Origin of the sequence: Clostridium sp. AF20-7, assembly GCF_003479275.1 — a bacterium.
Classification (GTDB): domain Bacteria; phylum Bacillota; class Clostridia; order Lachnospirales; family Lachnospiraceae; genus Otoolea; species Otoolea fessa.
In genome coordinates this window covers 192,034-216,311 of record NZ_QUGF01000006.1, presented here as the reverse complement: position 1 = coordinate 216,311, position 24,278 = coordinate 192,034, and the positions used below count along the sequence as shown (strand labels likewise).

Below are 24,278 nucleotides of genomic sequence, written 5' to 3'. Positions count from 1 at the left end.
GAGGGAGGAAATGCAATGAGCGAGGTAAGATTACAGGTAAAAAATCTTTGCAAGTCCTTCGGTATCACGAAGGCAGTTCAGAATGTGTCTTTTAATGTCAATAAAGGCGAGGTTCACGCGCTGATCGGAGAGAATGGTTCCGGTAAATCGACGCTGACCAACATGCTGACCGGCATCTACAGTATCGGAAGCGGTACCTTCATTCTGGATGGGAAAGAGATTCATCCGAAGAATCAGGTAGAAGCCAACAACGAGGGTGTTTCTATTATCGTACAGGAGTTAGGAACCCTGTCGGGACTTACAGTAGCGGAAAATATATTCCTGGGACACGAAGATCAGTTCGTACATATGGGAATTAAAAATACAAATGCCATGAATAAAAAGGCGACGGAGCTTCTGAAACAGTACGGCTTCGAGCGTATCAAGGCGGCAGACATTATCGACAACTACAATTTCGAGGACCGGAAGCTGGTCGAGATCGTAAAGGCAACCTACTTCAATCCGAAGATTGTTGTCATCGATGAGACGACCACGGCACTTTCCCAGGAAGGCCGTGAAGAACTTTACAAACACATGAACCGCATCCGTGAGAGCGGCAACACGGTTATCTTTATCTCCCATGACCTTCCGGAGATTCTGGAGAAGTCAGATACCATCACGATCCTGCGCGACGGCGTTTACATTGATACCGTCAAGAGCAAGGATGTGACCGAGGACGATCTGAAACGTCTGATGGTAGGCCGTGAGGTAACCGGTGATTATTACCGTGCAGATTACGGCGAGAAGGTATCAGATGAAGTTGTTCTTTCTGTTAAGAACGTGACGGTTCCGGGACTCATCGAGGATGTCAGCTTTGATCTTCACAAGGGCGAGATCCTTGGCTTTGGCGGTCTGTCCGAGTCCGGTATGCATGAGATCGGCAAAGCAATCTTCGGCGCTTCCTATGACAGAACCGGTACGGTACAGCTGGCAGACGGAACGCAGATCAACGATATCCCGGGCGCGATCAAGCACAGCATCGCGTATACGTCGAAGGATCGTGATAATGAGTCGGTCGTTTTAAACCAGAGCATCGGCGACAACATCTGCCTGCCGTCCCTGGATTCGCTGGCAAACAAGCTTCACCTGTTGAGCGATAAGAAATTAAGAGAATTTTCCAACCAGTTTGCAAAACAGATGTCCGTTAAGATGGTAAACGTAAACCAGTTCGTTTCGGAGCTTTCTGGTGGTAATAAGCAGAAGGTCGTTCTGGCAAGATGGATTGGAAAAGATTCCGATATTGTCGTTCTCGACAGTCCGACCCGTGGTATTGATATCAAGGTTAAACAGGACATTTACCAGTTAATGAACCAGATGAGAAAGAACGGAAAATCGATTATCATGATTTCCGAGGAGCTGATGGAGCTGATTGGTATGTGCGACCGCATCATTATCATGAAGGACGGCAAGATCAGCGGTGAGCTGGAACGTGATGAGGCGATGGATGAGAACAGCCTGATCACGATGATGGTATAAGGAGGATGCAATGGAGAATCAAGTTAAGACAAGTACGGAAAATAAAGAGCAGCAGCTCAAAAAGTTATCAAAAATGACGATGATCCGTTCGCTTCTGCCGATTGCGGGACTGATTATCATCTTTCTTATGTTCAATGCCCTGACGAATTTCCGGATGATGAATAACCTTCCTCTGGTACTTTCCCAGGTGTATGTCACCATGATTTCGGCAACCGGCGTATTCTTTATCATGACGATGGGCGGTCTAGATTTCTCCCAGGGTTCCATCCTTGGTATTGCATCGATTGTTGTCTGCATGGTTTCCAAGACCAGCATTCCACTGGCGATTGTGGCAGGGATCGCGGTTGGTGCAGCGATCGGTGCCATCAACGGTTACTTCTATGTATACCGCAAGATTAAATCCTTCATCGTTACGATTTGTACGATGTTCTTATTCCGTGGATTTATCAAATATCTGACGACCAACGCGCCGGTAGCCGGCTCTGCGATGTTAATCAACTTCGATAGCACTGAATTAAAGCTGGCTTGTACGTTGGTGGTCCTGATTATCGGATTTATTTTATTCCGCTTTACCAAGTTTGGTACCTATTTAAAGGCGATCGGAGCAGGTGAGAAAGCAGCGATGTTCTCCGGCATCCGTACCGACCGCATGAAGTTCCTTATCTACACACTGGCAGGTGCGATCACAGGATTTGCCGCATTTATCAATGTTATCAAGGTTGGTTCGGTTACTTCTTCCGGTGGTAACCAGCTTGAGACCCAGATCCTGATTGCACTGGTACTGGGCGGTATGCCGATTTCCGGTGGTGCGAAGGTACGTTTTGAGAATATCATCGTTGGTTCTCTTCTGTACATCGTCCTGAACAGTGGTCTGACGATGATGGGCTTTACCACACAGATGATGCAGCTCATCCAGGGTGTTGTATTCCTGATATTCGTAGCTGTATTCGCAGACCGTCAGTCCCTGCAGGTTATCAAATAGGACAGACAAAAGCGACATCTGGAGGTTACAGTATGAGGGAGAACAGCAGCCGGAATCAGGATGGACTTAAATATCAGAAGCTCTACAACTGGGGTCGGACGCTGATTATGAGCGGGGTGCTCCGGAATATGGACAAGTTTCCATCCGAGCATATGCTCCAGAATAAATTTGGATACTCCCGCCAGACGGTCCGCAATGCGCTCAACCGCCTGGAGCAGGACGGGCTGATTGCCCGGGTCAAGGGAAGCGGCACCTACGTTTCCTACGCGCCGGAGAAGGATAAGGAAGAACGTCCCCGCATCGGACTGATTCTCAGTTATTTTTCAGATTACCTGTTTCCGCAGGTGTATGAGGGAATCGAGTCCGTCCTGCGGGAGGAAGGTTATGAGATCAGCGTTTCGGTCACGCGCAACCGCTTAAATGATGAGGCCATGTATCTCAAGGGGATGCTGGGGCGCAATGTGTCCGGACTCATCATCGAGGGGACGCGTTCCAGTTTCCCGAATCCGAATCTGCGGCTTTACAAGGAGATACGGCGGAGAAATATTCCGACGCTGTTTATTCACAATCATTACCAGAATGAGACGTTTGACAGCGTGGAGATGTCGGATGCGCGCGCGGGCTATGAGCTGACGCGGATTCTGATACAGAACGGACATACCCGGATCGGCGGTATTTTCAAATACGATGACTGGCAGGGGATCGAGCGTTACCGCGGCTTTATCGAGTGCCTGTCGGATTTCGGGATCGATTTCCAGGAGGACTGGATCCGCTGGTATTCGACCCGGGATATGGAAGAGAAATTAAGCAAAAAAGGACTCCAGCGGATGTACCGCCGGACGAAGGACTGTACCGCGATGATCCTCTACAACGACGAGGTGGCAGGCAGCTATATGGATTTTTTAAAGGATCGCGGGCTGCGTGTGCCGGAAGATATTTCCCTGGTATCGTTTGATGATGCCGGACCGGCGCAGGAGGGGGATCTCACGATCCTGTCCGTGATTCATCCCAAGTACAATCTTGGGCGGCTGACAGCGCGCAATCTTCTGCGGATGATAGAGGATCCGGACTGGCAGGAAAAGAAGTATTCGTACCGGTTTCCAGTGATGTTTAACAACGGAAATTCGGTTCGGGATATACATTGAAAATGACAAGGAGGCAGATTAAAATGAAAAAGTTATACTTTATTGTGGGTTCCCAGGACTTATACGGAGAGGAATGCCTGAAACAGGTTGCAGAAGACAGCCGTCAGATGGTTGCATTCTTAAACGAAAAAGTGGGCGATCTGGCAGAGATCGAACTTCTTCCAACCGTAGAGACTTCTGAAATCTGTATTCAGGATATGCGGAAAGCTTCCAATGATGATGACTGTGTCGGCGTTATCACATGGATGCACACCTTCTCCCCTGCAAAAATGTGGATCAAGGGTCTGCAGGAATTAAGAAAACCGCTGCTTCATTTACATACACAGGCAAATGAGAAGCTTCCGTATGATGAGATCGACATGGATTTCATGAACCTGAACCAGTCCGCACATGGCGACCGTGAGTACGGCTTCATCGTTGCCAGAATGGGTATTCCGCATGAGGTTGTAGCTGGATATTACAAACATGATGATGTGGTAGCAAAGATCCGCCAGTTTGCATCCGTTGCAAAGGCTATCTCCTACTCTAAGTCCTTAAAGGTAGCTTCCTTCGGCAACAACATGCGCGAGGTGGCGGTTACCGACGGCGACCGCGTAGAGAGCCAGATCAAATACGGCTGGGAGTGCAACTACTATGCACTGGGCGATCTGGTTGACATCATCAACCAGGTAACCGAGGAAGAGATCGACGCGAAGATGAAAGAGTATACCGATAAGTATACAATGAAGACCGACCGCATTGATTCTGTCCGCGAGCAGGCTAAATACGAAGTGGGTCTGGAGAAATTCCTCTCCACGAACGGAATCGGTGCATTCGCAGACACCTTCCAGGATCTGCACGGCTTAAAGCAGCTTCCGGGTATCGCAGCACAGAACCTGATGGGCAAAGGCATCGGCTTTGGTCCGGAGGGTGATTACAAGATTTCCGCTCTGTCTGCAGTCCTGATGAAGATGTCCGAGGGCAAAGAGGGCGCAACCGGCTTTATCGAGGATTACACCTACGATCTGACTCCGGGACAGGAGTTAGAGTTAGCTTCCCATATGCTGGAGGTTCCGCCGGCATTTGCAGCAACCAAACCGGAGATCGATGTAATTCCGCTGGGGATCGGCGGCAAGGAAGACCCGGCAAGACTGATTTTCGACGGCGTGACCGGCGATGGTATCCAGGTAACGATGGTAGATATGGGCGATCATTTCCGCATCATCTGTGCAGATATCGAGCTTGTAAAACAGCCGAAACCGATGCCAAAACTTCCGGTAGCGAGAATTATGTACCGTCATAAACCGAACTTCCAGATCGGTACGGCTGCATGGTGCTACGCAGGCGGCGCTCATCACTCCGTTGTATCTACCGCTCTGACGAGAGATGACATCGCTATGTTCGCGCGTCTGACCGGTACCGAGTTAATTACAATCGGCGAAGATACGACAGAGGCTGATTTACAGAAATTCTTTATGAAATAATAGGGCGTTTGAAAGATAAAAATTTTTAAAAAAGACGTAACTGCATAAGTTTTTGCCACAACTGTGAAAATAGAATAGTTATGAATGACGGGGCGTGCCGCAGCCAAGGGGATGAAAATTCCGGCGGCGGTGCGCTTTTTGCTACAATGAGGAGGATGGATATGGGCCGCAGTGCGGAAGAGATCAAGAAAGACATAGAGAGCGGAAATACAGCGCTCGGAATTGAATTTGGTTCGACCCGAATCAAGGCAGTCTTGACGGACGGCACGACCGCGCCGATCGCGCAGGGGAGCTATGAGTGGGAAAACCGTCTGGAAAATGGTATCTGGACCTATTCCCTGGAAGATATCTGGAAAGGCTTAAAGGACTGCTACGCGGATCTGGCTGCCGATGTGAAGAAACAATACGGTTTAACGCTTAAAAAGGTTGGTGCGATGGGCGTCAGCGCCATGATGCACGGCTATATGGCATTTGATGCGGACGGAAAACTGCTCGTTCCGTTCCGTACCTGGAGAAATACGATGACCGCCGAGGCAGCAAGACGCCTGACGGATCTGTTTAACTACAATATCCCGCAGAGATGGAGTATTGCACACCTGTATCAGGCGGTAATCAACGGCGAGGAGCATGTATCCCGCGTGCATTTCCTGACCACCTTAGCCGGATATGTACATTGGAAACTGACCGGTAAGCAGGTACTTGGCGTCGGCGATGCTTCGGGTATGTTCCCGATCGACCCGGCAACCGGACAGTATGATGCTGAAATGCTGGATAAGTTCGAAGAAATGATGGTTCCAAAGGGATATCCGTGGAAGCTGCGCGACCTTCTGCCGGAGGTTCTGAGCGCTGGCGATGAGGCGGGAACGCTGACTGAGGAAGGCGCGAAGCTGCTGGATGAGAGCGGCAATCTGGAAGCTGGCATTCCGCTGTGCCCGCCGGAGGGCGATGCAGGAACCGGTATGACTGCAACCAATAGTGTGGCAGTCCGCACCGGTAACGTATCTGCCGGAACTTCCGTGTTTGCGATGGTTGTTCTGGAAAAGACTCTGGAGACGGTTCACCAGGAGATTGACATGGTAACTACGCCGGACGGCCATCTGGTCGGTATGGTTCACTGCAACAACTGTACCTCCGATCTGAATGCCTGGGTAGGTCTGTTTGAAGAGTTCTATGAGCTGATGGGTCAGAAAACAGACCGCAACACCCTGTTTGGAACCCTGTATCGCAAGGCGCTTGAGGGCGATGAAGACTGCGGAGGACTGATGTCCTACTGCTACCTCTCCGGCGAGCCGATCACCGACTTCGAGGAGGGACGCCCGCTGTTTATGCGCCATCCCGACAGCAAGCTGGGGCTGGCAAACTTCATGCGTACCCACTTATACAGTTCCCTGGCAACCCTGAAATATGGTCTGGACATTCTGTTCAAGGAAGAGCACGTGACACTGGATAAACTGATGGGCCACGGCGGATTCTTCAAGACCAAGGGTGTTGGACAGCGTATCATGGCGGCAGCGGCTGATGTGCCGGTATCCGTTATGGAGACAGCCGGTGAGGGCGGTGCCTGGGGTATCGCGGTTCTGGCGGCATACCGCAAGGATAAGAAGCCGGGACAGAGCTTGTCCGATTACTTAAATGAGCAGGTATTTGCAGATGCAAAGGCGGAGACGATGGAGCCGGATGCAAAGGATGTCGAGGGCTTCAATGCGTTTATGACAAGCTATATCAATGGTCTGGCTGCCGAGAGAGGCGCCGTAGAAGGAAGGTTTTAATCGATGCTGGAAGAATTAAAAAAAGAAGTATACGAAGCCAATATGCTGCTTCCGAAATACGGTCTGGTTACCTTTACCTGGGGCAATGTTTCCGGGATTGACCGCGAGAAGGGGCTGTTTGTCATCAAACCGTCTGGCGTGGACTATGACAAACTGACGCCAGATGATATGGTTGTCATGGATCTGGAAGGAAACCGCGTTGAGGGAACGCTGAATCCGTCCTCTGATACAAAAACCCACCTGATTCTTTATAACCGTTTTCCGAAGATCGGCGGCGTGGTTCACACGCACAGCCCGTGGGCGACTTCCTGGGCGCAGGCGGGACGCGATATTCCGTGCTACGGGACGACCCATGCAGATTATATTTATGGTTCCGTTCCATGCGCGAGAAACTTAAATGAGGAAGAATTAAAGAATTATGAGTGGAACACAGGCGTGCTGATTGCAGATTTGTTTGAGGAGAGGAAGCTCGACCCGATGGCGGTGCCATGTGTGCTCTGCAAGAACCATGGACCGTTTACCTGGGGCAAGGATGCACATGAGGCGGTTCACAATGCGGTTGTACTCGAGGAGGTTGCCAAGATGGCGGCGCGCTGCGAGATGATCAATCCGGATGTGAAGGAAGCGCCGCAGTGCCTGCAGGATAAACATTATCTGCGCAAGCATGGCCCGGGGGCGTATTACGGACAAGGGAATTTGTAGTTACTGGGCACGTATGAGTGAACAGTAACAATTTGTAAAATATAGATTCAAGTATGGAAATAGATGGGACAAGTATGGTATACTTATGTATAGCAGATATAGGAGATACTGGCTATCTATCTTATAAAAATTAGGAGGATATGGGAAATGAAATTTTTTATTGATACCGCGAATGTTGATGAGATCCGTGAAGCGAATGATATGGGTATTATCTGTGGCGTTACCACAAACCCGTCTCTGATTGCAAAAGAAGGCCGTGATTTTAATGAGGTTATCAAAGAGATCACCAGCATTGTAGACGGACCGATTTCCGGTGAGGTTAAGGCTACGACTGTGAAGGCAGAGGATATGATCGCTGAGGGCCGTGAGATCGCTAAGATTCATCCGAACATGGTTGTTAAAATCCCGATGACTACCGAGGGCTTAAAGGCTGTGAAAGCTCTGTCCGCTGAGGGCATCAAGACCAACGTAACTCTGATCTTTTCTGCCAACCAGGCACTTCTGGCTGCAAGAGCAGGCGCTACATACGTTTCTCCGTTCTTAGGCCGTCTGGATGACATCTCCACCAACGGTACAGACCTGATTTACGATATCGTAGAGATCTTTGACAATTATCCGGAGATTTCCACCGAGATTATCTGTGCTTCCACCAGACATCCGATGCACATCATCGAGTGCGCGAAGGCTGGTGCTGACATCGCAACTGTTCCGTTCAAGGTTCTGATGCAGATGGTAAAACACCCGCTGACCGATGCTGGTATCGAGAAATTCAAAGCAGATTATGAGGCTGTATTCGGTAAATAAAGAGAAACAATAGGAAATACCTCTTGAACTTCCGAAAAAAGCATGTTATACTAGGTACGATAACATAATAGACTGACTGGAAAGAGTGGACAAAAAAGTCCACTCTTTCTAATTTCATAGAAAGGTGGTGGGGGTGTGGCAAAGGGAGAGCAGTACGAAGCACGGGTAGAGGCGTGGATCGCGCCGGTTCTGGAGCAGCATCAGTTTGAGCTGGTTGATGTGGAGTATGTCCGCGAGGTCGGCGTCTGGTATCTGCGGTGCTACATTGACAAAGAGGGCGGTATTACCGTTGATGACTGCGAGGTAATCAGCCGTCTGCTTGGTGAATGGCTGGATAAGGAAGATTTCATCGAGGACAGCTATATACTGGAGGTGAGTTCTCCGGGACTGGGACGTCCTCTGAAGAAAGAGAAAGATTTTGCAAGAAGCATCGGCAAAGATGTGGAGATCCGCCTGTATAAAGCGATCGACAAACAGAAGGAATTTACAGGAACGCTTACGTCCTATGACGCAGATTCTGTGACAATCACGATGGAGGACGGCAGCGAGCGTACATTTGAAAAATCAGAGATTGCTTTGATTCGTTTAGCCTTTGATTTTTAGACGGTAGGAGGAGATAAAATAAAATGAATAAAGAGTTGATTGAGGCAATAAATCTGCTGGAAAAAGAAAACAATATCAGCAAAGATGTTCTTTTAGAAGCAATTGAAAATTCTCTGCTGACAGCATACAAAAACAATTATGGCCGGGCAGATAATGTCAAGGTAAACATCAACCGTGAAACAGGAGATTTTTCCATCGTGGCAGAGCGTGAGGTTGTGGAGACCGTAGAGGATCCGATGACCCAGGTAAGCCTGGCAGAGGCAAAGCTCTTAAACAGCAAGTATGAGCTGGGCGACATCGTTCAGTTCTCTGTCAATTCCAAGGAGTTTGGACGTATCGCCGTTCAGAACGCGAAGAATGTTATCTTACAGAAGCTTCGTGAGGCGGAGCGCAACGCCCTGTATGAGGAGTGGCACTGCAGAGAGAAAGATATCGTAACGGGTATCGTACAGCGCTATGTAGGACGCAACATCAGCATCAACTTAGGCAAGATCGACACGATCCTGAACGAGAGTGAGCAGGTAAAGGGCGAGGTATTCAAACCGACCGAGCGTATCAAACTGTATGTCATCGAAGTAAAAGAGACACAGCGCGACCCGCGTATCACCGTATCCAGAAGCCATCCAGATCTGGTAAAACGCCTTTTTGAGTCTGAGGTTGCCGAGGTCCGAGACGGTACCGTAGAGATCAAGGCGATCGCACGTGAGGCAGGTTCCCGTACGAAGATGGCAGTCAGCTCCAACGACCCGAACGTCGATCCGGTCGGTGCATGTGTCGGCTTAAACGGCGCGCGTGTCAGCGCGGTTGTCAATGAGCTGCGCGGTGAGAAGATCGATATCATCAACTGGGATGACAACCCTGCATTCCTGATTGAGAACGCGTTAAGCCCGGCAAAGGTTATCCTGGTTGCAGCAGATGAGGAAGCACGCGAGGCACAGGTGATCGTTCCGGATTACCAGCTTTCCCTGGCAATCGGTAAGGAGGGTCAGAATGCACGTCTGGCAGCCCGCCTGACCGGCTTCAAGATCGATATCAAGAGCGAGACACAGGCAAGAGAGTCCGGTCTTTTAGATGAGCTTGAGAGCGGTTATGAGGAAGGCTTCGAGGGCTACACCGATGACCCGCTGATCAGCGTGGCAGAGGAAGACGCAGCCGAGGCAACAGAAAATGAGGCGGCTGAGGGCACAGAAGAGCCGGCAGCGGAGCAGGAATAATCCTGACAGATAATGTGCGGGGATGCTGATTTCGGGCGGAACGAGCAGATTTGGCAGAAAGAAAGCAGCAGAACCGGGATTTGACAGAAATGGAAGTGATAGACAGTGGGAGCAAAGAAAGTGCCGCTCAGACAGTGCATCGGATGCGGAGAAATGAAGAGCAAAAAAGAAATGATCCGCGTTTTAAAGACAGCCGACGATACGATCGAGATTGACGCGACAGGCCGTAGGAATGGACGCGGCGCCTACCTCTGTCCTTCGATGGACTGCTGGAAAAAGGCGGTAAAGAGCAAAGGACTGGAGCGGTCGCTCAAGATGGCGATTCCGAAGGAAGTCTATGAGGCGCTGGAAAAGGAGATGGAGCAGTTTGGAGAATCGTAAAAAGGTGCTGAATCTTCTGGGACTGGCGACGCGCGCCGGTAAGACGGCAAGCGGCGAGTTCATGACCGAGAAAGCGATCAAGAGTGGAAAAGCGTATCTGGTGATCGTGTCAGAAGAAGCGTCGGATAATACAAAAAAGATGTTTGAAAATTCATGTGCATACTACAAGGTTCCCGTGTACCAGTTCGGCATGAAAGAAGAGCTGGGACACGCGATGGGAAAAGAGATGAGAGCGTCTCTGGCCGTTTTGGATTCCGGTTTTGCAAAGGCGTTAAGAGAGAAGTTAGATGATTAACGCTTTTCTGGGCGGGCTCTTTTAGGAGCTTATGCAGAACGGGAAGGCAGTGCCGGAACGGAGGTAGCAAAACATGAGAGTTAATGAGTTGTCAAAACAGATTGGCAAATCAAATAAAGAAGTTTTAGAGATACTGCAGAAAAATCATTTTGACGTAAAAAGCCATTCTTCCAAGGTGACGGAGGAACAGGCAGAAGCAGTCAGATGTTTCCTTGCAGGAGCAAAGAGACAGACGACAGCGTCAAAGACAGATACAGGAAAGGCGGAAACAAATCGAGTGGAAGATATAAAGAAAGAGCCGTTAGAGGCAGAGAAGAAAGAGGCGGAGAAGACAACTGAGCCGCCGAAAAAGCGGATTGCAGCGGTTTATCGTCCGCAGAACAGCGTACAGAGAGGAAGCCGTCCGGCAGGCAAGGCCAATACAGGAAACGCAGCCAAGACCGGCGCATCGGCAAGCCGTCCGGCAGCAGCAAGTGCAGAGCAGACCGCAGAGCCGGCTAAGAGCGCAGCTCCAGCGGAGAACCGTGATGGACAGAGAAGCGGCTATCAGGGAAACCGCGACGGCCAGAGAAGTGGCGGCTATCAGGGAAACCGCGACGGCCAGAGAAGCGGCGGCTATCAGGGAAACCGCGATGGCCAGAGAAGCGGCGGCTATCAGGGAAACCGTGACGGCCAGAGAAACGGCTATCAGGGAAACCGCGACGGCCAGAGAAGCGGCGGCTATCAGGGAAACCGTGACGGCCAGAGAAGCGGCGGCTATCAGGGAAACCGCGACGGCCAGAGAAGCGGCGGCTATCAGGGAAACCGTGACGGCCAGAGAAGCGGCGGCTATCAGGGAAACCGCGATGGCCAGAGAAGCGGCGGCTATCAGGGAAACCGTGACGGCCAGAGAAGCGGCGGCTATCAGGGCGGCCGTGATGGTCAGAGAGGCGGACGCGATGGACGCGGCGGTTTAAATATTCCGAAGCCATCCTTCGACAGCCCGGTTGTACAGAAACCGCAGAACAACAAGCAGAATAAGAATAATTACAAGAACGATAAATATAGCAAGATCGACCATGAGGAAGAGATGCACTCCAAGGGAAGAGGCGGAAAGAACGTAAAGAGCGCTGTTCAGCCGCCGCAGAAGAAGGAGGCAAAGGTTGAGGAGATCAAGACAATCACGATCCCGGAGGTAATCACCATCAAGGATCTCGCAGACAAGATGAAACTTCAGCCGTCTGTGATTGTAAAGAAGCTCTTTTTACAGGGCAAGGTTGTCACCATCAATCAGGAAGTAGATTACGAGCAGGCAGAAGAGATCGCGATGGAGTTTGACGTACTCTGTGAGAAAGAGGTTAAGGTTGACGTCATCGAGGAACTTCTGAAAGAGGAAGAAGAGGATGAGAAGGACATGGTAACCCGTCCGCCGGTTGTATGCGTTATGGGTCATGTCGATCATGGTAAAACCTCCCTTCTGGATGCAATCCGCCAGACCAATGTAACTGCAAAAGAGGCAGGCGGTATCACCCAGCACATCGGTGCGTACATGGTAGAGATCAACGGACAGAAGATCACATTCCTCGATACGCCGGGACATGAGGCATTTACCGCAATGCGTATGCGTGGTGCAAAATCCACTGATATTGCAATTCTCGTTGTTGCAGCAGATGACGGTGTTATGCCGCAGACCATCGAGGCGATCAACCATGCGAAGGCAGCAGGTGTTGAGATCATCGTAGCGATCAACAAGATCGATAAGCCGAGTGCCAATATCGAGAAGGTAAAACAGGAGCTTATCGAGTACGAACTGGTTCCGGAGGACTGGGGCGGCAGCACCATCTTCGTTCCGGTATCTGCACATACCAAGGAAGGTATCAAGGAACTGCTTGAGATGATCCTTCTGACCGCAGAGGTTAAAGAGTTAAAGGCAAACCCGAACCGTAATGCGAGAGGTCTTGTCATCGAGGCGGAGCTGGATAAGGGTAAAGGTCCGGTTGCGACCGTCCTGGTACAGAAAGGTACCCTGCATGTCGGTGATCCGATCGCGGCAGGCGCCTGCTACGGCCGTGTCCGTGCGATGATGGACGATAAGGGACGCCGCGTCAAAGAGGCTGGTCCGTCCACTCCGGTCGAGATTCTGGGTCTTAATGACGTGCCGAACGCCGGCGAGGTATTTGTACAGCCGGAGAACGAGAAAGAGGCAAGAAGCTTTGCAGAAACCTTTATCTCTGAGAGCAAGAATAAGTTAATTGAAGATACAAAGATGAAGCTTTCCCTGGACGATCTGTTCTCCCAGATCAAGGCAGGAAATGTAAAGGAACTTCCACTGATCGTCAAGGCAGACGTACAGGGTTCTGTCGAGGCAGTAAAACAGAGCCTGATGAAGCTGTCCAACGAGGAAGTCGTAGTCAAGGTCATCCACGGCGGTGTTGGTGCGATCAACGAGTCCGACGTCAGTCTGGCAGCCGCATCCAACGCGATCATTATTGGTTTCAATGTGCGCCCGGACGCAACCGCGAAGTCCATCGCAGAGCGTGAGAAAGTAGACGTTCGTCTCTACCGCGTCATCTATCAGGCAATCGAGGATGTCGAGGCAGCGATGAAGGGTATGCTTGACCCGATTTACGAGGAGCAGGTAATCGGTCACGCCGTTGTACGTCAGACCTTCAAGGCTTCTGGCGTTGGTACTATCGCTGGTTCCTACGTCCTGGATGGTAAATTCCAGAGAGGCTGCAAGGCACGTATTACCCGTGACGGCGAGCAGATCTTCGATGGTCCGCTGGCATCCTTAAAGCGTTTCAAGGACGACGTGAAGGAAGTTGCTTCCGGATACGAGTGTGGTCTTGTATTTGAGAAGTTCAACGATCTGCAGGAAGACGATATGATCGAAGCATATGCGATGGTAGAGGTTCCGCGCTAGAAAGGCAGAGGGATTCATGCGTAAAAATAGCATTAAAAATACAAGAATTAACAGTGAAGTACAGAGAGAGCTGAGTTCCATCATCAGCCGTGAGCTGAAAGATCCGCGGATTCATCCGATGACAACGGTTGTCTCCGTGGAGGTAACTCCGGATCTCAAGTACTGCAAGGCGTATATCAGCGTGTTAGGCAACGAGGAAGCGGCGAAGGATACGATCCAGGGACTGAAAAGTGCTGTCGGATTTGTCCGCACCCAGCTTGCAAAACGCATTAATTTACGGAATACGCCGGAAATTACATTTATTCTCGATCAGTCGATTGAGTACGGTGTACACATGACCCGCCTGATCGATGAAGTAACTGAAAACCTCAGAGACTCAGAATCGGGAGATGAGGAAGAAAATGAGTAAAAATATCTTAGAGGCGTCACTGGAAGGGGCGGAGCACATCGTACTGCTTGGTCACATCCATCCGGACGGGGACTGTATCGGAACGACTCTGGGACTGCTTAACTATCTGCGGGAGAATTATCCGCAGATAGAGGCAGAACTGTTTCTCGACCATCCGGCTGCTAAATTTTCTTATATGAATGATTTTGAGAAAATTCATACCGAGATTGTGCCGGAAAAACAGTTTGATCTGTGCATTACGCTGGATGCCAGCGACAAAGAGCGTCTGGGCGCCTACGCGGTCTATTTTGACAGCGCCGCCAAGACACTCTGTATCGATCATCACAGAACCAATACAGGATTTGCAGAACAAAATTACATCATTCCGGACGCAAGCTCCTGCAGCGAAGTGTTATACACGCTTCTTGATGAGGCAAAGATCAGCAGGGAGGCGGCAGAGTGTCTCTATACCGGAATTGTGCATGACACAGGTGTATTTAAGTACAATTCAACGACCCGGAAAACGATGGAAATCGCGGGCGCGCTGATGGAAAAAGGCGTGAACGCGGCGAAGATCATCGACGACAGCTTTTACCGCAAGACCTACGCACAGAACCAGATTCTCGGAAAAGCGCTGCTTGGCAGTACACGGATTCTGGATGGAAGATGTATTTTCAGTGTGGTTTCCCAGAAAGAAATGGAGTTTTACGGTGTCGATACGAACGATCTGGATGGCATTATCGATCAGCTCCGGATTACCGAAGGAGTGGAATGTGCCATTTTCATCTATGAAAAGGCGTTCAACGAGTACAAGGTCAGCCTTCGTTCCAACGACTATGTCGATGTGAGCAAGGTGGCGGCGTATTTCGGCGGCGGCGGACACATCCACGCGGCGGGCTGCACGATGCAGGGACATCCGAGGGATGTGATCAACAACCTGACGGGACATATTGAGAAACAGATGGATGCCCGTAGGGAGGAATAGGAGGTTCTGTTGCTGATTGCGCTGCCTGCTTTCAGGTGCACAGCGCATGGACGGTAATAGTTCTGATTTTTTAGGAGATTTTATGTTTCACGGTGTGATAAACATTTATAAAGAACCGGGGTTTACGTCCCACGATGTGGTGGCGAAGCTCCGGGGCATTTTGAGACAGAAAAAGATCGGTCATACGGGTACGCTCGATCCGGCAGCGGAGGGCGTACTCCCTGTATGTCTGGGGAAGGGCACGAAGCTGTGCGACCTTTTGACGGATAAGAGAAAGACGTATCAGGCAGTTCTTTTGCTGGGAACCGAAACCGATACGCAGGATACGACAGGAACGATTCTTTCGGAGAAACCGACGGAACAGCTGACAGAACCGGCAGTCCGCGGGGCGGCGGAGAGCTTTGTTGGTCCGTATATGCAGGTACCGCCGATGTATTCGGCGCTTAAGGTCAACGGAAAGAAGCTCTACGAGCTGGCGAGAGCCGGAAAAGAGGTAGAGCGGGCAGCACGTCCGGTGGAAATCTATGATCTTCAGATAGATGCGGTGGAACTGCCGCGTGTGACGATGACCGTGACCTGTTCCAAGGGAACCTACATCCGTACCCTGTGCCATGACATCGGTGAAAAGCTGGGATGCGGCGGCTGTATGGAAAAACTGATCCGCACCCGCGTCGATCGATTTGCGATCGGGGACAGCCTGCGCCTGTCCGAGGTGGAAGCGCTGGCGAAAGCCGGTCAGATCGAGGCTAGGATCGTGCCGGTGGATGGAATGTTTGAGGACTGCCCGGCGTATGTGTCGGAGAGCGAAGTGCTGGATAAGCTTCTGCAGAATGGAAATCCATTCCCGAAGGGGCTGGGATCGAGAGACGGCTGCTTAGTGCAGATCGGAAGCAGTTTGGCTGAACACCAGGTTTCTGCGGATGGAAACTCAGAGATGGTACTTCCGGATTCTGGAATCATCCGCGTCTATGACAGCGCGAACCAGTTTATCGGTCTCTATGCCTATCAGCCGGAGAAGAAACAATGGAAACCACGTAAGATCTTTCTGGGAGGAGAGTAAGATGCAGTATTTTGCCGGAACCAGAGAATTTCAGATAAAAGAGCCGACTGCGGTCACGATCGGTAAGTTTGACGGCCTTCACAGAGGACATCAGAAGCTGCTGCGGGAAGTGATGCGGTATCGGGAAAAAGGATATAAACCAGCGGTGTTTACCTTTGAGACGGCACCGGGAACCTTGATCCGGGGAAAGCTGCAGACGATGATCACGACCAACGAGGAGCGCGAGGAGAACCTGCGCGAGGCGGGGGTGGAGTATCTGGTGGAATATCCGTTCAACCAGGAAGTCGCACATATGGACCCGGAACAGTTTGTTGCCGAGATTCTGGTCGGCAAGATGGGCGCAAAGGCGATCGTGTCCGGTCCGGACTGCCATTTTGGCTACCAGCGGAAGGGCGATGCTGAACTGCTTCGGAAACTGGCACCGAAATATGGATATGAGGTGTCGATCGTTGAAAAGGCGATGGACGGCGATCGCGAGATCAGCAGCACCTATATCCGGGAAGAGCTGGCGAAGGGAAATATCCGCAAGGCGAATGAACTGTTGGGATACGAGTACCGGATCAGCGGACAGGTGGTACACGGGGAGCATTTAGGCTCCACCCTAGGGTTTCCGACGGCGAATATCCTGCCGGGAATCCAGAAACATCTTCCGGCGTTCGGGGTATATCTCTCCCGGACGGTGATTGATGGTGCTTCTTATGGAAGTATCACGAATATTGGAAAAAAACCGACGATTGCCGGAGAACGACCAGCGGGGGCGGAGACATATATCTATGATCTGGATGAAAACCTGTATGGGAAAAAGATAGAGGTTCATTTTTTAGATTTTATGCGGCCGGAGATGAAATTTTCCGGGGTGGATGAGTTGAAGATGCAGGTTTTGAAGGATAAAGAGACCGGGAGAAAAATGCACGGAGCGGAACGATGAGAGTTCAGCTTCGTGCATTTTTTAAATATGATTCAGGTAGGCAGCTGCTTCCTCTGCCGCCAAATGGATATATTCATTCATTGGTAAATTCTGTGTTCCTACTAAAATATGGCGGCAATAGGAGCTTCCACTGACAGGAATCAGGATTTTCTGGGCGCGGCTTTGTCCGATGGCGGCTGCCATGGCGGGGGTGATTTCTCCTAAGAGGGAGTCTGCAATGACGATGCCGATTGGTCCGATGATTAGGTCGGCATCGCGGCAGGCGACGAGAACGGGGTTTTCTCCGGTGGCGCCCATGGCAGCTCCGGCTTTCATCATCGCGGCAGTGGCAGTGGTGTTGGCACCGAGCGCGAGAAGCGGCTGTCCGGGACAGAGTTTCTGGATTTCTTCTACGAGAGCGCGCCCCATGCGTCCGCCCTGACCGTCGATGATGACAACTTTTTTCATAATGGATAACCCCTTTCCTTTTCGTAGGATTTTCGTAGGACAAGATAATAAAAAAGAATGTGCCTTGGCACATTCTCGCGCAGGAACGAAAATAAGAGGGTCTAAATCTGCCTTTTGGACAAAATAAACACCCCAGTATATCTTTACTATAATATCATAGAAGATCAAATTTGAAAAGCAAAAAAGATCGATTTTTGTAAAATTTTTTGTTTACAAATAAAGCGCTTTCTATTATAATGCTGATAATGGCTAACTGGGGTCTGGCAGAGCTGCGATTGGCGGAGGCTGTCAGGGTGACGGAAGATCAGACAGACGCGCGTGAAGGCACCGCGGGGGTGCTTGATTTTTAGTTGATCCGGGAGGCCGCTTTTTTAAAGCCAAAAAACAGCAGACAATGAGAGGGAGAAAACATGAGGAGAAATGACATTCACAAAGTATTGATTATCGGTTCCGGTCCAATCATTATCGGACAGGCGTGTGAGTTCGATTATTCGGGAACACAGGCGTGCAAGGCACTGAGAAAACTCGGCTATGAGATTGTGCTGGTCAATTCCAATCCGGCTACGATTATGACGGATCCGGAGACAGCAGATGTGACTTATATTGAGCCGCTGAACGTAGACCGTCTGACTCAGATCATTGAAAAAGAGCGCCCGGATGCGCTGCTCCCGAACCTGGGTGGACAGTCCGGACTGAACCTCTGCTCCGAATTGGCAGCAGCAGGTGTTCTGGATAAATATGATGTTAAAGTAATCGGCGTTCAGGTTGATGCTATCGAGCGTGGTGAGGACCGTATCGAGTTTAAGCATACAATGGAAAGCCTGGGTATCGAGATGGCTAGAAGTGAGGTTGCCTACAGCGTTGAGGATGCACTGGCAATCGCAGATAAACTGGGTTATCCGGTTGTTCTTCGTCCGGCTTACACCATGGGCGGCGAAGGCGGCGGTCTTGTATATAACGTAGAAGAACTGAAGACCGTGTGTGCAAGAGGCCTGCAGGCCAGCATGGTTGGTCAGGTTCTGGTAGAGGAGTCTATCCTTGGATGGGAAGAGCTTGAGCTGGAAGTTGTCCGTGATGCGAAGAACAACATGATCACTGTCTGCTTTATTGAAAATATTGATCCGCTGGGCGTACACACCGGAGATTCCTTCTGTTCTGCTCCGATGTTAACCATTTCGGAAGAAGTACAGAAACGTCTGCAGGAGAAATCCTACAAGATCGTAGAAGCAATCCAGGTAATCGGCGGTACCAACGTACAGTGGGCACACGATCCGAAGACAGACCGTGATATTGTTATCGAGATCAACCCGAGAACCTCCCGTTCGTCCGCCCTGGCATCCAAGGCAACTGGTTTCCCGATTGCACTGGTATCAGCGATGCTGGCAACCGGTATGACTCTGGATGAGATTCCATGCGGCAAGAGCGGTACTCTGGATCAGTATGTTCCGTCCGGCGACTATATCGTTATCAAGTTTGCACGCTGGGCATTTGAGAAGTTCAAAGGCGCAGAGGACAAGCTGGGAACCCAGATGAAGGCAGTCGGCGAGGTTATGAGTATCGGAAAGACCTACAAAGAGGCATTCCAGAAGGCAATCCGAAGCCTGGAGAGAGGCCGCTACGGTCTTGGTCATGCGAAAGACTTCGATAAGAAGACAAAAAAAGAACTGCTTGCGATGCTGCATGTTCCGAGCAGCGAACGTCAGTTTATTATGTACGAGGCACTTCGTAAGGGCGCTACCGTAGACGAGCTGTTCGAATTAACCAAGATTAAACATTACTTCATCCAGCAGATGAAAGAACTGGTAGAAGAGGAAGAAAGCCTGATGCAGTATAAGGGCGAGGTTCCGCCGGTTGAGGTTCTCCGCCAGGCGAAGCTGGACGGTTTTGCAGATAAATATTTAAGCGAGCTGTTAGGCGTTACAGAGGAAGAGATCCGCGATGCAAGAACCAAAGAAGGTATCGTAGAAGGCTGGGAGGGCGTACACGTAAGTGCCACACCGGATTCTGCATACTACTTCTCCAGCTATCACATCAAGGATCAGAGTCCGTGCAGCGACAACAAGAAGATCATGATTCTGGGCGGCGGTCCGAACCGTATCGGTCAGGGTATTGAGTTCGACTACTGCTGCGTACATGCAGCTATCGCTCTGAAAGAGCTTGGATTTGAGACAATTATCGTTAACTGCAACCCAGAGACCGTATCTACAGACTATGATACCTCCGATAAACTGTATTTCGAGCCGCTGACTCTGGAAGATGTATTAAGCATCTATCATAAGGAGAAACCGCTGGGAGTTATCGCACAGTTTGGTGGCCAGACACCGCTGAACCTGGCAGCAGACCTGAAGAAATATGGTGTCAATATTCTGGGTACAACTCCGGAAACCATCGACATGGCAGAGGATCGTGACCTGTTCCGTGCGATGATGGATAAACTGCAGATTCCGATGCCGGAGTCAGGCATGGCAGTTACCGTTGATGACGCATTAGAGATTGCGAATAAGATCGGTTACCCGGTTATGGTTCGTCCGTCCTATGTACTTGGCGGCCGCGGCATGGAGGTTGTTCATGACGATGAAGCGATGACCTTCTATATGAGAGCAGCTGTCGGTGTAACTCCGGATCGTCCGATCCTGATTGACCGTTTCCTGCATCATGCAACCGAGTGTGAGGCAGATGCTATCAGCGATGGCGAGAACGTATTTGTTCCGGCTGTTATGGAGCATATCGAGCTGGCAGGTATCCACTCCGGTGACTCCGCTTGTATCCTTCCGTCCAGAAATCTGACCAAGGATCAGGTAGAGACAATCCGTGATTACACAAGCCGTATTGCAAAAGAGATGCACGTTGTAGGTCTGATGAACATGCAGTATGCAATCGAGGACGGCGAAGTATACGTGCTGGAGGCAAACCCGAGAGCATCCCGTACCGTGCCGCTGGTATCTAAAGTATGCAACATCAAGATGGTAAAACTGGCAACGGATATCATGACTTCTTACTTAACAGGCCGTCCGTCACCGGTTCCGGCACTGAAAGAGAAGAAGATTCCGCACTACGGTGTTAAGATGCCGGTATTCCCGTTCAAGATGTTCCCGGAGGTTGACCCGGTACTTGGACCGGAGATGCGTTCCACCGGTGAGGTTCTTGGTATGTCCACCAGCGTTGGTGAGGCTATCTACAAGGCACAGGAAGCAACCCAGACACGTCTTCCTTCCTCAGGAACTGTCCTCCTGAGTGTCAATGACAAGGATAAGATAGAGCTTATCGAGGTTGCAAGAGGCTTCTACGAGTGTGGCTTTACCCTGATGGGTACAGGCAGAACCTGTGATGTGATGGTAGCAGCAGGACTTCCGGCTGAGAAGGTATGCAAGATCAACGAAGGCCGTCCGAACATTTTAGATAAGATTACCAACGGAGAAGTGGCAATCATTATCAATACCCCGAACGATAAGAAGGGCAGAGGCGATGACAGCTACATCCGTAAGGCAGCTGTAAAGGCGAAGATTCCGTACTTCACCAACATGGCAGCAGCAAAGGCTACCGTACAGGCTCTGAGAAGTATCAAGAAGAACGGACATCTGGAGGTTAAGTCCCTGCAGGAGTTCCATAGCGAGATTCAGTAAATAAAAATAAAAGGGTAAAATCCATTGTTACAGAGTCGTTTCAGTGGATTTTACCGTGACAGTGAATTAATTGAGCTATTATAGAAAAGAGCGTCTGCCCGGCTGTGAATGCGGGGCTGGCGCTCTTTTAATTGCAGATAGGAATTTTCTGAACTGAAAATTCCGTATGATATCGTATCGATAGCAGATTTTGCCGATTTGAAATGCGAAGCATCGGTAAAATCCCGTTGATGTGCACGGAATGAGTGAGCAGCAACGAATATGCCAGCTTTGCTGACCAGAATCACGCGCCAAGTCTCACGGACGTTCGACTTGAAATACGAGATGCAGCAGCCATGCGCCCAAAATGATTGAAAGCACATACACCGTGTTTCCGGCAAAAATTCCAAATTTAGCAGCGATCTGGGAGTACACAATCTGCGTGGTCGCGTAGTACGGCGTGATATAAAACATATCCGCGTTTCCATACGGATGTGAGGTAACATTGATGATGGTTGCGATGACGCATCCGACCGCAAATACAGCTGTAGACTGCCAGAATCCTTTGGCGGTTGGCAGCACCATGCGGGAAAAGGCGATGAGTAGCCCGATGAAGATCAGAAGGATATGCCAGATAAATCCATGCAGGGTCAGCGTCCAGTACGGGTGCATCAGACCGGACGGATCGACGAACACCATGACGGCACCGAGCAGGTTGTAATTATACATAAAAGTGCAAAAAATACGTTGATATTTATGCGGAACAAAGGGCAGCAGCAGGCAGAGGTACATCGGCAGGCTGCAGAGCTGGAATGGAAAATACCACCAGTCGTAGTGCCGGTTGTTTTCTATGTAATAGAGAAAAAGCTGTTTGTAGACCTCGGAAAATGCCAGAAAAACACCGCAGGCAAAGAGCAGATGCAGACGGAACGCTTCGGAGCGCGTCCGCAATTTCCATGCGGCAAAGGCGGCGAGCGGGATGCCGATCAGCATAAATACTAAATGAAAGGGAGACCAGACTGCGGGCGGTGTCATGGACCAGGCAGTTAAGGTAAGTAGACGGGAAATCATAAAAAGCCTTCTTTCGTAATAAAACCTAAGGAATGGTTCCGTATCTTGTGAATCATGCTGCAAGCGACCGCGCCCGGCGAGAGAATGTGACAAGGCACATTCTCTTTACGGAAGCAGATGCCCAGTACAGAGAAAACGGTACAGAATAGTTATAGTACGAAATATTAGATTTGCCAAGAATTAACAACAAGATCTGCCCATAATAAGACGATGGGAGATTTACATATTTGCAATTTTTTTCTTTCCAAAGCTGCAAGTTGACAAGCGCCGCCAATTTCCTATATTCTGTAGATATAAGAATCGAGTAAATGATACGGGAGATATACCATGAACCAAAATGAGACCCAATGGGATAGATTTCTGAAAATCCGAACAAGCGGCAGAGATGATTCGCATGCGGATCAATACCGATACCCATACGAACCGACGGCATACGTGGTTCTGGAACGGTTGGCGAACAGCGGATTAATTCGGAAGAATAATACCTTATTGGACTATGGAACCGGCAAGGGAAGAGTCTGTTTTTACTTGTCCTATCAGACAAGGAGTAAAACAATCGGAATCGAATACGATGAACGTATTTATCAGGGGGCAGCAGAAAATAAGGAGACGGCAGTGTCCGGAAACCGTACTTCCTTTATCTTAAGCAGTGCGGAGAACTATGAGCTTCCTTCAGAAGTGGACCGGTGTTATTTTTTCAATCCATTTTCGGTAGAGATATTGCACTCTGTTCTTGCCAGGATATATGAGTCCTATTACGAAAATCCGAGAGAGATACTGCTGTTTTTTTATTATCCATCGGAGGAATATATCAGTTGTCTGATGACGGAGGAACAGCTAATGTTTTATGATGAGATTGACACATCGGATTTGTTTCCGGGCGAGGACAAAAGAGAACGGATTATGATATTTGAGGTGATTTTATGAAGCTTTTATTTAAACAGCGGTTATTTTCGTGGTTTGACAGTTATGATATTTATGATGAGTTTGGCAATACAGTATATGTGGTAAAAGGCCAGTTGTCCTGGGGCCATAAGTTGGTGATATATGATGCAGACGGCAATGAAATTGGAATGGTTGTTCAGCGTGTACTGACATTTCTGCCAAAATTTGAGATATATAAAAAAGGCACCTATATCGGATGCTTGAGTAAAGAATTCTCTTTCCTGATGCCGCATTACAATATTGATTACAATGGCTGGCATATCGACGGTTCGATTATGGAATGGGATTATAATATCCTCGATCAAAGGGGATATTCGGTTGCCAGTGTCAGCAAAGAGCTGTTCCATATGACGGACACGTATGTGATTCAGGTAAATGAGCCGGAATATGCACTGGATGCATTAATGTTTGTGCTGGCGATCGATGCGGAAAAATGTTCGAGGACGTAAGAAAGGGTGCGTCTGCTTTTTGCTACAAGAGCACCGAGGCATTCTTGAATAATGACAGGACGATATGGTGAACACAAAAAAGAAACGAGCATCCCGCTTAAGCAATAGCTGTACGGTAACAAACCCATTTCTTGATTATATGATACATTGAACAGTATTAAATGTCAACGAAAAAAAGCATAAGAAATTTCAATGAAAAGCCAGCCAAGCTATTCATCGGAAAGACCATAGAAAAGCTAGGTTCAGATACACTGATTACTCTCCGTGCGTCCGGACCTGTTTTTTGTTGCTATCGTTTCTTTCAGTTGCCTTTGCCACGCCTGCTCTTGGGAGATTTCAGCATATCAGATTTACGAAGAATGCCCATGTTCGATATGGAGAATGTACAAGCCGCCTGGGAAGAGCGAGATAAGGAAATGTTGAAAGTTCTACTGCATGGGTATGTGTGGAACCATATAGAAGGTTAGTAAAAACATTCTTGAAATTGTTGATTCGTTACAGGTTGACAGTTACTGTCATCTTTGGTTTGTAATTGCATTTTTGTTAGATATAATTGATTTTATGAATTATCAATTGCATTGCAAAAAGAGTTCAGCATATATAGACGTGTATCTTGAAAATGACATTT

Annotated in this window: 24 protein-coding genes; 22 read left to right on the top strand and 2 right to left on the bottom strand. The window is 49.5% G+C overall.

The genetic code is table 11. From position 1 onward, the window contains the following. The first annotated feature begins 15 nt into the window (after window positions 1-15). The 16 genes from DWX68_RS08200 (at window position 16) to DWX68_RS08125 (ending at window position 17,136) form a co-directional block, all read left to right on the top strand. Window positions 16-1,515, top strand: a complete 1,500-nt coding sequence (locus DWX68_RS08200) for a sugar ABC transporter ATP-binding protein (protein WP_022358936.1) — start codon at window positions 16-18, stop codon at window positions 1,513-1,515. A gap of 10 nt (window positions 1,516-1,525) precedes the next feature. Continuing rightward, the gene (locus tag DWX68_RS08195; RefSeq protein ID WP_107000586.1) at window positions 1,526-2,497 is read left to right on the top strand and encodes an ABC transporter permease; all 972 of its coding nucleotides are present in this window, start codon (window positions 1,526-1,528) and stop codon (window positions 2,495-2,497) included. Window positions 2,498-2,529: 32 nt separating this feature from the next. After that, entirely contained in the window at window positions 2,530-3,642 is a 1,113-nt protein-coding gene (locus tag DWX68_RS08190; RefSeq protein ID WP_118524500.1) for a GntR family transcriptional regulator, read from the top strand. Window positions 3,643-3,665: 23 nt separating this feature from the next. Next, a complete protein-coding gene (gene araA / locus DWX68_RS08185; protein ID WP_118468294.1) occupies window positions 3,666-5,105 on the top strand; it encodes an L-arabinose isomerase in 1,440 nt (479 codons plus the stop codon). A gap of 161 nt (window positions 5,106-5,266) precedes the next feature. Further along, window positions 5,267-6,874, top strand: a complete 1,608-nt coding sequence (locus DWX68_RS08180; protein ID WP_118570687.1) for an FGGY-family carbohydrate kinase — start codon at window positions 5,267-5,269, stop codon at window positions 6,872-6,874. Between the two features lie 3 nt (window positions 6,875-6,877). Continuing rightward, a complete protein-coding gene (locus tag DWX68_RS08175) occupies window positions 6,878-7,576 on the top strand; it encodes an L-ribulose-5-phosphate 4-epimerase (protein WP_107000582.1) in 699 nt (232 codons plus the stop codon). Between the two features lie 147 nt (window positions 7,577-7,723). Further along, window positions 7,724-8,380, top strand: a complete 657-nt coding sequence (fsa, locus tag DWX68_RS08170; RefSeq protein WP_107000581.1) for a fructose-6-phosphate aldolase — start codon at window positions 7,724-7,726, stop codon at window positions 8,378-8,380. 135 nt (window positions 8,381-8,515) lie between these two features. Beyond that, a complete protein-coding gene (rimP, locus tag DWX68_RS08165) occupies window positions 8,516-8,983 on the top strand; it encodes a ribosome maturation factor RimP (RefSeq protein WP_118629053.1) in 468 nt (155 codons plus the stop codon). A gap of 23 nt (window positions 8,984-9,006) precedes the next feature. Beyond that, window positions 9,007-10,197, top strand: coding sequence for a transcription termination factor NusA (gene nusA, locus DWX68_RS08160; RefSeq protein ID WP_118629051.1), 1,191 nt, complete (start codon window positions 9,007-9,009; stop codon window positions 10,195-10,197). Between the two features lie 105 nt (window positions 10,198-10,302). Continuing rightward, on the top strand, window positions 10,303-10,578 hold the full coding sequence (locus tag DWX68_RS08155) for a YlxR family protein (RefSeq protein WP_117796229.1): 276 nt from the start codon (window positions 10,303-10,305) through the stop codon (window positions 10,576-10,578). After that, on the top strand, window positions 10,565-10,873 hold the full coding sequence (locus tag DWX68_RS08150; RefSeq protein ID WP_107000578.1) for a ribosomal L7Ae/L30e/S12e/Gadd45 family protein: 309 nt from the start codon (window positions 10,565-10,567) through the stop codon (window positions 10,871-10,873). The genes DWX68_RS08155 and DWX68_RS08150 overlap by 14 nt, the downstream gene beginning before the upstream one ends. Window positions 10,874-10,946: 73 nt before the next feature. Next, the gene (infB, locus tag DWX68_RS08145) at window positions 10,947-13,775 is read left to right on the top strand and encodes a translation initiation factor IF-2 (RefSeq protein ID WP_118629049.1); all 2,829 of its coding nucleotides are present in this window, start codon (window positions 10,947-10,949) and stop codon (window positions 13,773-13,775) included. A 16-nt stretch (window positions 13,776-13,791) separates the two neighbouring features. Next, complete coding sequence (rbfA, locus tag DWX68_RS08140) at window positions 13,792-14,184, top strand: 30S ribosome-binding factor RbfA (RefSeq protein ID WP_022360140.1); 393 nt, start codon at window positions 13,792-13,794, stop codon at window positions 14,182-14,184. Beyond that, the gene (locus DWX68_RS08135) at window positions 14,177-15,148 is read left to right on the top strand and encodes a bifunctional oligoribonuclease/PAP phosphatase NrnA (protein WP_118570830.1); all 972 of its coding nucleotides are present in this window, start codon (window positions 14,177-14,179) and stop codon (window positions 15,146-15,148) included. The genes rbfA and DWX68_RS08135 overlap by 8 nt, the downstream gene beginning before the upstream one ends. Window positions 15,149-15,230: 82 nt before the next feature. Continuing rightward, the gene (gene truB, locus DWX68_RS08130; protein WP_118629111.1) at window positions 15,231-16,208 is read left to right on the top strand and encodes a tRNA pseudouridine(55) synthase TruB; all 978 of its coding nucleotides are present in this window, start codon (window positions 15,231-15,233) and stop codon (window positions 16,206-16,208) included. Between the two features lies 1 nt (window position 16,209). Next, complete coding sequence (locus DWX68_RS08125) at window positions 16,210-17,136, top strand: bifunctional riboflavin kinase/FAD synthetase (RefSeq protein ID WP_118468282.1); 927 nt, start codon at window positions 16,210-16,212, stop codon at window positions 17,134-17,136. Between the two features lie 21 nt (window positions 17,137-17,157). On the opposite strand, the gene DWX68_RS08120 is transcribed toward DWX68_RS08125, so the two are convergent. Continuing rightward, window positions 17,158-17,583, bottom strand: a complete 426-nt coding sequence (locus tag DWX68_RS08120) for a DUF3842 family protein (protein WP_107000574.1) — start codon at window positions 17,581-17,583, stop codon at window positions 17,158-17,160. Between the two features lie 206 nt (window positions 17,584-17,789). On the opposite strand from DWX68_RS08120, the gene DWX68_RS14670 reads away from it, so the two are divergent. Both DWX68_RS14670 and carB read left to right on the top strand, forming a co-directional pair. Continuing rightward, window positions 17,790-17,933: a hypothetical protein gene (locus DWX68_RS14670; RefSeq protein WP_182432162.1), complete on the top strand. Its 144-nt coding sequence runs from the start codon at window positions 17,790-17,792 to the stop codon at window positions 17,931-17,933. A gap of 60 nt (window positions 17,934-17,993) precedes the next feature. Then, window positions 17,994-21,206, top strand: a complete 3,213-nt coding sequence (gene carB / locus DWX68_RS08115) for a carbamoyl-phosphate synthase large subunit (RefSeq protein ID WP_107000573.1) — start codon at window positions 17,994-17,996, stop codon at window positions 21,204-21,206. A 297-nt stretch (window positions 21,207-21,503) separates the two neighbouring features. Here carB and DWX68_RS15100 read toward each other — a convergent pair whose 3' ends face one another. Then, window positions 21,504-21,914 (bottom strand): hypothetical protein, encoded by a 411-nt coding sequence (locus DWX68_RS15100; protein WP_347475174.1) that lies wholly within the window; start codon window positions 21,912-21,914, stop codon window positions 21,504-21,506. Window positions 21,915-21,941: 27 nt separating this feature from the next. Between DWX68_RS15100 and DWX68_RS15095 the strand changes: the two genes are divergently transcribed. From DWX68_RS15095 to DWX68_RS14665, 4 genes are all read left to right on the top strand, one after another. After that, a complete protein-coding gene (locus tag DWX68_RS15095) occupies window positions 21,942-22,187 on the top strand; it encodes a hypothetical protein (RefSeq protein WP_347475173.1) in 246 nt (81 codons plus the stop codon). A 396-nt stretch (window positions 22,188-22,583) separates the two neighbouring features. Continuing rightward, window positions 22,584-23,183 carry a methyltransferase domain-containing protein gene (locus DWX68_RS08105; protein ID WP_118472213.1) on the top strand — a complete coding sequence of 200 codons (600 nt, stop codon included), beginning with the start codon at window positions 22,584-22,586 and terminating at the stop codon, window positions 23,181-23,183. Beyond that, complete coding sequence (locus DWX68_RS08100; protein WP_117796222.1) at window positions 23,180-23,650, top strand: LURP-one-related family protein; 471 nt, start codon at window positions 23,180-23,182, stop codon at window positions 23,648-23,650. Before DWX68_RS08105 ends, DWX68_RS08100 begins: the two co-directional genes overlap by 4 nt. A 161-nt stretch (window positions 23,651-23,811) precedes the next feature. Continuing rightward, the gene (locus DWX68_RS14665; protein WP_117796221.1) at window positions 23,812-24,117 is read left to right on the top strand and encodes a hypothetical protein; all 306 of its coding nucleotides are present in this window, start codon (window positions 23,812-23,814) and stop codon (window positions 24,115-24,117) included. The last annotated feature ends 161 nt before the right edge of the window (window positions 24,118-24,278 follow it).

Bases quoted from the DNA above. Each gene is read 5' to 3' on its own strand.
- DWX68_RS08200 (WP_022358936.1), top strand. From the start codon at position 16: ATGAGCGAGGTAAGATTACAGGTAAAAAATCTTTGCAAGTCCTTCGGT.
- DWX68_RS08195 (WP_107000586.1), top strand. From the start codon at position 1,526: ATGGAGAATCAAGTTAAGACAAGTACGGAAAATAAAGAGCAGCAGCTC.
- DWX68_RS08190 (WP_118524500.1), top strand. From the start codon at position 2,530: ATGAGGGAGAACAGCAGCCGGAATCAGGATGGACTTAAATATCAGAAG.
- araA (WP_118468294.1), top strand. From the start codon at position 3,666: ATGAAAAAGTTATACTTTATTGTGGGTTCCCAGGACTTATACGGAGAG.
- DWX68_RS08180 (WP_118570687.1), top strand. From the start codon at position 5,267: ATGGGCCGCAGTGCGGAAGAGATCAAGAAAGACATAGAGAGCGGAAAT.
- DWX68_RS08175 (WP_107000582.1), top strand. From the start codon at position 6,878: ATGCTGGAAGAATTAAAAAAAGAAGTATACGAAGCCAATATGCTGCTT.
- fsa (WP_107000581.1), top strand. From the start codon at position 7,724: ATGAAATTTTTTATTGATACCGCGAATGTTGATGAGATCCGTGAAGCG.
- nusA (WP_118629051.1), top strand. From the start codon at position 9,007: ATGAATAAAGAGTTGATTGAGGCAATAAATCTGCTGGAAAAAGAAAAC.
- infB (WP_118629049.1), top strand. From the start codon at position 10,947: ATGAGAGTTAATGAGTTGTCAAAACAGATTGGCAAATCAAATAAAGAA.
- rbfA (WP_022360140.1), top strand. From the start codon at position 13,792: ATGCGTAAAAATAGCATTAAAAATACAAGAATTAACAGTGAAGTACAG.
- DWX68_RS08135 (WP_118570830.1), top strand. From the start codon at position 14,177: ATGAGTAAAAATATCTTAGAGGCGTCACTGGAAGGGGCGGAGCACATC.
- truB (WP_118629111.1), top strand. From the start codon at position 15,231: ATGTTTCACGGTGTGATAAACATTTATAAAGAACCGGGGTTTACGTCC.
- DWX68_RS08125 (WP_118468282.1), top strand. From the start codon at position 16,210: ATGCAGTATTTTGCCGGAACCAGAGAATTTCAGATAAAAGAGCCGACT.
- DWX68_RS08120 (WP_107000574.1), bottom strand. From the start codon at position 17,583: ATGAAAAAAGTTGTCATCATCGACGGTCAGGGCGGACGCATGGGGCGC.
- carB (WP_107000573.1), top strand. From the start codon at position 17,994: ATGAGGAGAAATGACATTCACAAAGTATTGATTATCGGTTCCGGTCCA.
- DWX68_RS15100 (WP_347475174.1), bottom strand. From the start codon at position 21,914: ATGTATAATTACAACCTGCTCGGTGCCGTCATGGTGTTCGTCGATCCG.
- DWX68_RS15095 (WP_347475173.1), top strand. From the start codon at position 21,942: ATGCGGAACAAAGGGCAGCAGCAGGCAGAGGTACATCGGCAGGCTGCA.
- DWX68_RS08105 (WP_118472213.1), top strand. From the start codon at position 22,584: ATGAACCAAAATGAGACCCAATGGGATAGATTTCTGAAAATCCGAACA.
- DWX68_RS08100 (WP_117796222.1), top strand. From the start codon at position 23,180: ATGAAGCTTTTATTTAAACAGCGGTTATTTTCGTGGTTTGACAGTTAT.
- DWX68_RS14665 (WP_117796221.1), top strand. From the start codon at position 23,812: ATGTCAACGAAAAAAAGCATAAGAAATTTCAATGAAAAGCCAGCCAAG.